We start from the raw sequence: 10686 nt of genomic DNA on the forward strand, positions 1-10686 counted from the left end.
CCCCCCCCCCCCCCCCCCCCCCCCCCCCCCCCCCCCCCCCCCCCCCCCCCCCCCCCCCCCCCCCCCCCACCACCCTTTGTTTCTCCTTTTTTTTTTGGGGCGGGGCGGCGCCCCCCCCCCCCCCCCCCCCACGCCGGTGCCCATGGCCTCGCTCGCAGGACAACTTTTCAGGCTCGCCAAGGCCGCGCGAGGCGCGGACGCGGATGCGCTCGAAATCTACAAGCTTTCGGCGGGGAGCGCTGAACCGTCGAGCGCGAAGTGAAGCACGCTGGCTGTGACTGCTTGTGCTAGCCGTCGGCGAGAAATCGGCCGAACGCGCCGCGCGCGAAGAGCAGCGGCTCCTTCGCATTGTAAGTATAGGCCTCGACCGCACCGAGAAAGATCACGTGGTCGCCGCCGTAATAGCGATTGACTGAGCGGCATTGAAAATTGGCGACGCTCTCGGCGAGCACCGGCGCGTTGCCGAGGCCCGGCGTCCACTCGACACCGGTGAACTTGTCATCAGACGACTTGGCGAATTTGCTCGCAAGCGCCTGTTGCGAAACGCCAAGAACGTTGACCGTGAAATGACTGGCGTTCTGGAAGATGGTCAGACTAGAGGAATAGACAACGAGGCTCCAAAGAACCAGCGGCGGATTCAGCGAGACCGAGGCGAACGAATTGCACGTCAGGCCATAGGGCTTGCCGTCGGGAGCCGCGGCCGTGATGATCGTCACGCCCGTGGCGTAGGTGCCGAGCGCGCTGCGAAAATCGCGGGGATCGATCGGCGAGCTGTCGCTCGCGAGTTCGTTGGCCGGATCGGGAACGGCCGGCTGCTTCGGCAGATCATTCATCGGCCGGCCTCACAGCGTGAGATTCTCGGACGGCAGCCCCAGCGCCACGCGTCCATAATTGGTCCCGGCCGCATCGAAATTGAACGCGAGATGCGAGTTGATCGCGTGCGCATCGCGGAACTGTCGCTGCAACGCGCCCGTCGTGAACAGGCCCCGTGCTCCGCTCGCGGCAAACAGCATCGACACCGCATCCGTGCAGAAGTTCACTGAAAAAGCGCCGTCGCGCCGATATCGGGTCTTGGTCGCCATATCGGGGAGATGACCCCGCCTTGCATCCTCCATGGCATTCAGACAGGCCGAGCGCATGATCAGGCGTGCAGCGTCGATCTTCGCCGACGCCTCAGCGATCTTGATCTGGGTGCTTTGAAAGTCGCTCAGCCTGGCGTGGTTGTAGGTGGAAATGCGATGACGGACGACCTCCGCATAATCGTCGAGACACGCCTGCGCGTTCCCCAGCGCGACGCCGGAGAGAACGTAGGGAAACAGCGAGAACACCGGGAGCGCATACAGCGGGTTGGGATTGAGCTTGCTTCCCGGCGTCGGACCGCCGTCAAGATCGCCGACTGCAACCGTCATGTCCTCGGGCACGAAAGCGTCCCTGACCTCCACGTCGCAAGACCCTGTCCCGCGCAGCCCCGCGACATTCCAGGTGTCGAGGACCTTGTAGTCGGCTTTCGGCAGCAGAAATATCCGATACTCGATGCCGTCTGCCTCGTCGTCGGAGTAGACCACGCTTGCAAGCATGTTCCATGCGCAGGAGGCAACGCCCGAGGAGAACGGCCAGCTGCCATGGAGCCGGTATCCGCCCTCGACTCTCGTGGCACGTCCGGCGGGAAAAATGAACGAGGACGCGATCAGCGCGTCAGGATCACGGCCCCAGACCAGCTCCTGCGCCGTCGGCTGGAACATGCCGAGCATCCAGTGATGGCTCGCCAGATTGGCCAGATTCCATGCCACCGAGGCGTCCGCTTGTCCGAGCAGGTCCGCGCAATCGATCAAGGCGACATAATCGAGTTCTGCGCCGCCAATGCGCTTGGGCTGAAGCATCCGGAACAGGCCCGCGTCGTGCAGATCCTTCTCGGTTTCCGGCGGCAGATGCCGCAACTCCTCCGTCCGCGCCGCCCGCTCCCGCAGCCGCGGGACGAGCGCGCGGGCCTTCGCGACCATTGCCGCATGGGCAGGTTCATCGAATTGCGCCCCTGCGGGTTGGCCTACGCTCGGCTCTTGACCAGGCGCCATTCGTATCCCTCGCTTTCATGCATTTATGCGGCGAGACCCTTGCCAAATCAAGCGGATGCAGCGCTAAGGCGCGATTTGCACGTCCCAAGGGAACGACCGCTTGGGCTCAAACCTGCACCGATGACTTGCCCGATCCAAAAGCCCCCTTTTGGTTGAACTCCAAGATCCGACGCTCGTCGTAACCGAGCGTATCACGCAAGACCTGCTCCGTGTGCTCGCCCAGCAATGGAGCAGCCACAGGATCAATCGAGCCGGTCAAGCTCATGGTAATCGGCGGCTCGATGTTCGGGACCCACTCTGCCGTACGATGTGGAATCCGGTTCAAGCGATGGCGCTCTCGCGCCTCCGGTGCATTGAACCCCTCCTCGACCGTCCGGAGATAGCCGACCGGGATATTGGCCAGCTTCATCTTCGCCATCCAGTTCTCGAGGGTATCGCTTGCAAAGACCTCCGCGATGGCTGCTCGCAGAAGTTCCTTGTGCTCGGAGCGGGCTTTGCGCGTTGCAAACTGCGGATCGGTGATGAGATCGGGCCGGTTCAGCACCTCAACAACGAGCCGGCGATAGAGCCGGTCGTTCGCGCAGGCCATGTAAAGCGGTCCATCGGAGGCCTCGTACACGCCGACGGTAGGAGAGCCACTCGGCGAATTACCAAACCGGCCGGGATTTTCGCCGTTGATCAGATAGGCCATGCCATAGAAACCGGTCATGCCCATCGCGACGTCGAACAGGGCGACCTCGACATGCTGGCCGTGACCGAGCCGATCCCGCGCCAACAGCGCCATCAGGATGGCGTTGCAGGCAGACATCCCCGTCGCCATGTCCACGATCGGAGGGCCGGTGCGAACCGCCGGGCCATCGGCAAATCCGTTGAGCGACATGAAGCCGCTTTCCGCCTGCGTGATCGGATCAAAGCCGGGACGCGAGGCAAACGGCCCGGTGCGCCCGTAGGCGGAGATCGAGCAATAGACCAGCCGCGGATTGAGCGGCGCAACAGCTTCATAGTCGAGGCCAAATTTCTTCATGACCCCGCTGGAGAAGTTCTCGACGACCACGTCGGCCTTGCGAATCAAGTCCAGGGCGATCTCACGAGCCTCGGGCACGGTAAGGTCGAGCGTGATGCCACGCTTGTTGCGATTGAGGCTCAGATAGGCAGCACTCTCTCCACCGATCTCGGCGTGTTCATACGCACGCGTGTCATCGCCTCCGTCTGGATTCTCGATCTTGATGACGTGCGCGCCGAAATCAGCAAGCGTCTGCGTACAGGCCGGGCCGGCAACCACACGCGTGAAATCGACGACCAGCAGACCATCGAGCGCGGTAGGCGCGCCCGTCGCCCGCGACGAACGTTCCGGCAATTGAGGCTTGGTGGGCATCGACGGCGCTCCCTTACATCGGCTTATCGTTGCCGAATTTTCCGCAGGAGCAAACTTAAAGCCCGGCACCGCGGACTTCGCAAGTCCTTCGCCCGCATCGCTTCAATACGCAAACAGGGCCGGCAGCTGTCAAGCTGCCGGGCCTTGAACGTTCCGTGTTTCGCTTCATCTCGCGCGAACCATTTTTGCGTTGCGTGAATCGCGTTCCGCACCACGGGAAACTTGGCTCCTCGTTCAGCGAAGCCGCTTTCGCCAGTACCGTATGCGGCCACGCCCAGGGCACATGGGGTTCGAAGAGCCAATAGCCCGCCCCGGATGAATTATTGGCAGACACCGGATTGTCCGTCGTATCCGGGACGATGCTGTCCCGTCCAGTACGCCGTGTCCTGCCTCGATCACCCGCATCAGCCTGCACTGGAGGTCACGTCCCCGGTGCCGCTGCAACACACCCTGGAGCCATTTCGAACGTGTGTTGACGGGACGACATCGGCGAAGCTACTGGCTCATCGCCGTGATAGGCAAGCCACCACGCCCCTAAGTTGAATTGTGGCAAGGGAGCCGCATTGAAGTACGTCAACCGGTGAAGGTCCACCAATGTATCGGCGATGTCGCCATCGGATGCATCGACGATGCGAATTCTGTGCATGAGACGGTCCGTTGGGTAAGGACGACGTGAATGGAATGCAGCAATGTCGTCGCGGCTGAGGCTCACTTGCCGAGCACGACCTTGACGCTTAGCCCAACCACACCCATCAGACCGGTGGCGATCACCGTAATCACGGCCTTGAGCGTGTAGCTCTGCGCCTGCTCGACGCTCGTTCGCCATCGGCGCAGATGCTGAAAATCCGCCCTTAGCTCCTTTCGATCGTCATTATCAATTCCGAAAGACGCCAGCACCGATGCCACCGTCCGCAATACGATGGCATCAAAGTTCGCCTGCTGAAGCCTATGTTGCTCAGCCAGCATCTCGGCAACCATCGCCCTGACTTCATCATCTGTCATCTTCACCGCTTGATGATCCTTTCAAAGTTCTCGAAGCCGCGCGTAGCGAAGTAGGAGACAACCAGATTGGCTCCGGAGACCGCAGCGGCGCGAGCACTGGCCCAGCGCCGTGGGCCGGCACGTTCGCGCGTACGCGGCCAGCAATGGTACGGCCGGCGGCGCACCAGGTTCGACGAGTGCGTGGCCGCAACGCGCCGCGGCCGTCCGATCTCGATCGAGACGAAAAAACCCGCGGCGGAAGCTTTCCGCGCGGGTGAACCAAACTCGTTTCGATGATGCCATTCTGCCAGTGTTTTCGCAGACGTGTCAAACGAACGAATTCGCTTAAGCCGCGTTAGGCGATCAGGAGGGCCGGCAGATGACACTCAAGACGACCTCACAAAACACGTCGCCAAATCTTCCTGGACGAAAGCCGCGCAGCGACAAGGAGCGGGACACGCTAGAAGCCGTCGTTGAGGACGCCGGCGACAAGGACTGCGATCTCGTGAATGGCGAGGGCGGCCCCATCGACCTTCCCACCAAACCCGGCGATTTGTCGAAGGACGATTAGGCCGCTCCGCAGACGGGGCGCATCTCGCCGGGACTTACGCCACGGCGGCCGCGTTTATTCCTTCAGAAGGAACGTTGTGCGATGAGCCATACCGTACTGGTTGTTGACGACGATCCCAGCGTGCTCGACGTCATCGTTGACATGCTGGAATATCTCGGCTGCGAAGTCATCAGCGCCCGGAGCGGCCACGATGCGCTCGACCGGCTCAAGCAGAACCAGGATATCTCCATCCTCATCACCGACATCAACATGCCTGGCATGGACGGTCATGAACTGGCCGAGCGGGCCAGGCGAGACCGCCCGGAACTGAAGATCCTGCAATTGTCCGGGCGTGAACCCCGGCGCGACGGCCTTCCCATGATCAGAAAGCCGTTTTCGTTCGAGGAACTCGCCAGCACCATGCAGCGGACCACCGGCATCTGCTGAAGGTCGCAAGCCCAGAAAACGCAAAACAAAACCCGCAGCGGATCGCGTCCGCGCGGGTTGAACCAAATTCTTTTTCGATGATGGCATTATGCCGGTGTTTTGCCCGACGTGTCAACGCGGCGAACGCGGACAAAGGATTCTCTCTCCCCACGCAGATATGTGGTGTGCAACGGGCTTGCTTCAAGCCCCCGCCCCTGCCGTAGAACCCTCGACCCGAACACCATCCAACACCAAGGGTCATCACATGCCTGTACTGCTTCCGACGTCCCGGACGCGCGGCCACGCCAAAGGGGCTGGCGCCCGCCACGCGCAACACCAAGTGAAAGACCACGCGGTGGTGATCGCCGGCGCTGGCCCGACCGGCTTGATGCTGGCCGCGGAGCTCGCGCTCGCGCATGTCGACGTCGCCGTGGTCGAACGGCGCGCCGACCAGGAGCTAACAGGCACGCGCGCCGGCGGCTTGCACGCGCGCAGCATCGAGATCCTCGACCAGCGCGGCGTCGCGGATCGCTTCCTGCGCGAAGGACAGATCACCCAGCTCGCGGGCTTCGCCTGGACCAGGCTCGACATCAGCGACCTCCCCACCCGCCACGCTTACGGGCTCGCCCTGCGGCAGAGCCACATCGAGCGCATCCTGGCTGACTGGGTCAGCGAGCTCGCGGTGCCGATCTATCGCAACCGCGAGGTGACGGGTTTTGCGCAGGACGAGACCGGCATCGACGTGACGCTCTCCGGCGGCGAGACCTTGCGCGCAAACTATCTGGTCGGCTGTGACGGCGGCCGCAGCCTGGTGCGCAAGGCCGCCGGCATCGACTTCATCGGCACAGGTCCGACGCTGAGCAACCTCATGGCCGAAGTCGAGATGCGAGTGGAGCCGGAATGGGGCCTGCGCCACGACGCGCTCGGCTTTCACGGCCTCAGCAAGACCGAGAGCGGGCGCGTGCTGGTCGTCGTGACGGAAGCTACGCTCGATCGCACCGGCGCGCCTGGCCCCCGCGATCTCAGCGAAGCCCTCGTCGCCGTGTACGGCACCGACTTCGGACTCCACAGCCCGTCCTGGATCTCCCGTTTCACCGATGCGGCACGGCAGGCCGTGTCCTATCGCAGCGGACGCGTGCTAATCGCCGGCGATGCCGCGCACATCCATCACTCTGTCGGCGGGCAGGGCCTCAACACCGGCCTGCAGGACGCGGTCAATCTCGGCTGGAAGCTCGCGCAAGTGGTCAAGGGTTTGTCGCCCGAAACCCTGCTCGACACCTACCACGCCGAGCGCCATCCCGTCGCCGCGCGCGTGCTGCGCAACACCATGGCGCAAATCGCCCTGCTCCGGCGCGGCGAGGACGGCCTCAAGGCCGCGCGCGAAATTGTCTCCGAACTGCTCGGCATGGACGAGCCGCGTAAGCGTTTTGGCGCGATGATGAGCGGGCTCGACGTGCACTATGACCTCGGCAAAGGACACGCACTGCTGGGGCGCCGCATCCCCGATCTCGATTTGACACTCGAAGGGCGTCCGCTGCGACTATTCACGCTGCTGCACGACGCGCGGGGCTTGCTGTTCAATCTTGGCGAGAAGAATAGCTTCGATACCGCACCATGGGCTGATCGCATCAAAACAGTGGATGTCAAACACGAGGGCGCCTGGGAGCTTCCGAACGTCGGACAAGTCGCAGTACCAAGCGCCGTGCTGGTGCGGCCGGACGGGCACGTGGCCTGGGTGAGAGATCAAAGTCATCACGGACTTGCGGACGCGCTGACGAGGTGGTTCGGGGCGCCTGCGGCGTAACGAGAAGCAGTGCACCCGCCGCCGGAAACAAACAGCCCGCGGTTCGCCGCATGCTGTTGAATATCAGGTTTTTGCAACGCTAGTGAAGATTCGGATGTTGCGCCGCTCGTCGGCTTCAGGGGCGGCTGCGTTTCCGGGCAAGCCAAATTCCAGAGCCGGCCTTTCCGGTTCATAAGCTAGCCCATCGGCGATCCATTGTGGCCATCCGGTGCCCCTACCTGCTTCAACGCGATTTCGACGCCCCTTTCGCTTCCGTGCTCATGCCTCATCCTGCGAACTGCCTTAGAGCGCGGCTGGAACTTCACAATTTCAGTCATAGGGAAAATGGCTCTACAGTTTCAAATCAGTTATTCGAGACGCAAAATCCGCGGCGCAAAGGCCCGGCGCGGGCGAAAACAAACTCGTCTCGATCATGTTATTCTGCCAGGTTTTGCCCGACGTATCAAATCCATTGGGCTCTACGATGCCATGCTGTCCATCGTTGAGAACTCCCGCTTCACTTCAATAGCAGCCGCCTTGTGCAACCGAAGTAAATGGTGCGACGCGTCCAATAGCGGCCCTTGTTGAGCATCGTTTCGCATGTGTGCTAAGGGCCCAGGCCCTGTGAAAACGGTGAAACTTGAGGCCTACCGGCGCATTCCGCGGCCGCCGGGGCTTTGATGCGATGGGATCGACCTCCTGACAACCAGACGCTTCATCTAGGCGCTGATTTGGCCGCGAAGAGCCGACCTCATGCCTGCATCGCCCCCAGCAATCCGCCTACGCCCACGATCATAATCGCTCGCCTGATGTTGTAGGCGAGCACATTGAGCGACATCTCGATCGCCTTCTTTGGCAACTTTCTCGTGAGAAAGTGTGTTGCTCCCATTCAACCCTTCATCGTGCCGAACGGATGAGATCACGCGAACGGCCTTGCCACCGGCGGGCCCTTTAATCCACACGGGAGGCGCAACTAATGCTCGCCGGCGACCAAGCGGTCAACGCATCTTCCGCGGGCGCGTTCGGCGACGTGAGGACCATGAAGGCGGCCCAATACGAACTCGCGTCCCTGCGGCCGACCCACTTTAAACGATCATCAGTTCCACTAAGGCTTTGCTAACCAAACAATCTTTCTGGGAGAAATTGCCCATGGCAGAACCGCTCTTTATGAAACTGGAAGTGATTGCTCGTCTAGGTTGATCGCAAAAATGAAGTCGCAGCGCCTTCAAAGACCTCAACAGCAAAAGCGATCGCGTGAAAAAAGACACTATCGGCACGTCGGCCGATCCCGGCCTCTGCATCAGTCCTAACGAGACGTTGCCCACGAACTCGCCGCTTGCGATCGGCCTAGTGATGGTGTGCGGGTTTGCAGGCCTTGGGCTCCGTTACCTCGCCCGGGAGCACGCGACCGACGACGCCTTTCAGTTCCTGATCCCCTGGTATGTCTTTGCTCGCGATCACGGAGTCGCCGGGCTGGCCGAAGCCTTTACCAACTACACGCCGTTCTACAGCTACCTCCTGCTGATTGCCGCCCGATTTGATTGGCTAGGCGAGCCACTTTCCCTCGTGAAAGCGATCTCGGCAGTATTCGAGTTGGGCTGCGCGATCACTGTGGCCCAGATCGTCTGGCGAGCGACAAAGCTGCCGTTGCGCGCTTCCCTGGCCTTCTGCGCTGTCTGGCTTGCACCGACGGTAATCTTCAACGGCGCAGTGTGGGCGGAGAGTGATTCGATCTGGACCTTCTTCACGCTGGTTTCCGTCGCGCTGTTCATGCGGGACCGAAATGGCGTTGCGTCATTTGCGATGGCCTTTTCGGTGAAGGCTCAGGGCGTGTTCCTGGGACCGTTCGTACTCGGCATGATTCTGCGCCGCAGGATCCACCCGGCATGGCTCGCCACCGTTCCCGGGATCTATGTGGTTCTCGCCATTCCGGTTCTGGTCGCCGGTAGATCTTTGGCCTCCGTGTTCGCGGTCTATCTGGACCAAGCTCACACCTTCAATCGCCTCACCATGAACGCAGCGAACATCTGGGTGCTGGCTGGCGGACTGCCGTACGCGATCGGAGTCGCCGTCGGCATGGTGCTCGCGGCCGCGCGCGGGCTCGCCTTGTCGATCTTCATCGCGCGCTCTCGACGGGCGGGGCCGGAGTTTATTCTGCTCGCCGCCTGTGTATCGCTCATGCTCATGCCGTATCTGCTCCCGAAGATGCACGAGCGGTACTTCTACGCATTCGAGCTTGTGTCGATCGCGCTGGCCTGCCTCAATCCGCGCTATGTGCCCTTCGCGGTGATGGCTCAGGTCGACGGCGTGTTATCCTATCTCGCGTTCGAAAACGGAATCGTCCTGGGCGTGCTGCCGGCTGCACTCTGCAACAGCCTTCTCGTGTACTACCTCGTGCTTGATCTTTGGCGCGGCGAACGTGGATTTCGCTTTCCGAAGCTTGCCTGGCTCGGCTTCATCGCGTCGACCGCGGGATTGTTCTCCTATCTGGTCATCGAAGGGCCCGGTTTGAACATATCGCCCGTGTACCTGCTCACCACCGGTCTCGTCACAGCTGCGGCGCTGCTGCTCCTGAAAGAGTCGCAACAGGCGCCCACCAGCGGTCAAGAAGCAGGAACGCCTGGCGTTGCGGAAGCTTCGAGCAGCTAGTTAACTTAACCAACGAGACGTCTTAGGTCATTATCGTCGCGTTCGAGAGTATGAGCGTCGTTTCAGGTCTTCCCGAGAAGCGAACAATGGCCGAACCAGTGGATAGGTGTCAATCGGCGTTCGACTGGGACCCCCTATCGGCATCCAAAAGGGACCCCTTTGATCGGCGTGCTCTGCTGGTAGCGCTCGGGTCGTCGGAGCTGGTCGGGGTTGCGGAGACGGCGCGAGCGCGGGTTGTTTGAACATCGTCGCGGCTTTTGAATCGCCAGCTGTCGTTGCCGGTCTCGACGATGTCGCAGTGATGGGTCAATCGGTCGAGTAGCGCGGTGGTCATTTTGGCATCGCCGAACACGCTCGGCCATTCGCCGAACGCAAGATTGGTGGTGACAATGATGGAGGTGCGCTCGTAGAGCCGGCTGACGAGGTGGAAGAGAAGCTGGCCACCGGACTGGGCGAAGGGCAAATAGCCGAGTTCATCCAGCACGATGAAGTCCATCCGGGTCAGATGCTCGGCGAGCCGTCCTTGTCGTCCGTTGCGGGTCTCGGTCTCGAGGCGATTGACGAGGTCGACTACGTTGAAGAAGCGGCCGCGGGCACCGGATCGGATGCAACTTCTGGCGATGGCAATGGCCAGGTGTGTTTTGCCTGTACCGGTGCCGCCAACCAGCACGACGTTGCGTTGTTGAGCGATGAAGCCGCCGCCGGCGAGATCATTGACGAGAGTCTGATTGATCGGCGTGCCGTCGAACTGGAAGTCGGCGATGTCCTTGGCAAGCGGCAGCTTGGCAATGGTGAGCTGGTATTTGATCGACCTGGCTTGCTTCTCGTTGATCTCGGCGTTGAGCAGGTC

General features: G+C 61.7%; 9 protein-coding genes and 2 pseudogenes. 5 read left to right on the forward strand and 6 right to left on the reverse strand.

Annotated elements, in window-relative coordinates; translation table 11 throughout:
- Positions 1–262 (forward strand): annotated as a pseudogene (locus AC0L23_RS29560) (hypothetical protein); the annotation flags it as partial.
- A gap of 25 nt (positions 263–287) precedes the next feature.
- Here the strand turns inward: AC0L23_RS29560 and AC0L23_RS29565 are convergent.
- The 4 genes from AC0L23_RS29565 to AC0L23_RS29580 form a co-directional block, all read right to left on the reverse strand.
- Entirely contained in the window at positions 288–833 is a 546-nt protein-coding gene (locus AC0L23_RS29565; RefSeq protein WP_085349517.1) for a flavin reductase family protein, read from the reverse strand.
- Between the two features lie 9 nt (positions 834–842).
- The gene (locus AC0L23_RS29570) at positions 843–2072 is read right to left on the reverse strand and encodes an acyl-CoA dehydrogenase family protein (RefSeq protein ID WP_377791761.1); all 1230 of its coding nucleotides are present in this window, start codon (positions 2070–2072) and stop codon (positions 843–845) included.
- A gap of 106 nt (positions 2073–2178) precedes the next feature.
- The gene (locus AC0L23_RS29575) at positions 2179–3447 is read right to left on the reverse strand and encodes a CaiB/BaiF CoA transferase family protein (protein ID WP_166517601.1); all 1269 of its coding nucleotides are present in this window, start codon (positions 3445–3447) and stop codon (positions 2179–2181) included.
- A gap of 708 nt (positions 3448–4155) precedes the next feature.
- Positions 4156–4455 carry a hypothetical protein gene (locus AC0L23_RS29580; RefSeq protein WP_085384722.1) on the reverse strand — a complete coding sequence of 100 codons (300 nt, stop codon included), beginning with the start codon at positions 4453–4455 and terminating at the stop codon, positions 4156–4158.
- A 352-nt stretch (positions 4456–4807) separates the two neighbouring features.
- Between AC0L23_RS29580 and AC0L23_RS29585 the strand changes: the two genes are divergently transcribed.
- The 3 genes from AC0L23_RS29585 to AC0L23_RS29595 all read left to right on the forward strand — a co-directional run bounded on the left by AC0L23_RS29585 (position 4808) and on the right by AC0L23_RS29595 (position 7208).
- Entirely contained in the window at positions 4808–4999 is a 192-nt protein-coding gene (locus AC0L23_RS29585) for a hypothetical protein (RefSeq protein ID WP_085360126.1), read from the forward strand.
- 81 nt (positions 5000–5080) lie between these two features.
- Positions 5081–5425 carry a response regulator gene (locus tag AC0L23_RS29590; RefSeq protein WP_377791760.1) on the forward strand — a complete coding sequence of 115 codons (345 nt, stop codon included), beginning with the start codon at positions 5081–5083 and terminating at the stop codon, positions 5423–5425.
- Positions 5426–5669: 244 nt separating this feature from the next.
- The gene (locus tag AC0L23_RS29595; protein WP_473357657.1) at positions 5670–7208 is read left to right on the forward strand and encodes an FAD-dependent monooxygenase; all 1539 of its coding nucleotides are present in this window, start codon (positions 5670–5672) and stop codon (positions 7206–7208) included.
- Positions 7209–7938: 730 nt separating this feature from the next.
- On the opposite strand, the pseudogene AC0L23_RS29600 reads toward AC0L23_RS29595, so the two are convergent.
- A pseudogene (locus AC0L23_RS29600) lies at positions 7939–8103 on the reverse strand (IS5/IS1182 family transposase); the annotation flags it as partial.
- 338 nt (positions 8104–8441) lie between these two features.
- Here AC0L23_RS29600 and AC0L23_RS29605 point away from each other — a divergent pair.
- Entirely contained in the window at positions 8442–9836 is a 1395-nt protein-coding gene (locus AC0L23_RS29605) for a hypothetical protein (RefSeq protein ID WP_473357658.1), read from the forward strand.
- Between the two features lie 109 nt (positions 9837–9945).
- Here the strand turns inward: AC0L23_RS29605 and istB are convergent.
- The coding region (istB, locus tag AC0L23_RS29610; RefSeq protein ID WP_473357659.1) for an IS21-like element helper ATPase IstB at positions 9946–10686 on the reverse strand (741 nt) is incomplete at its 5' end.

The organism is Bradyrhizobium sp. MI1.4 (assembly GCF_055811315.1).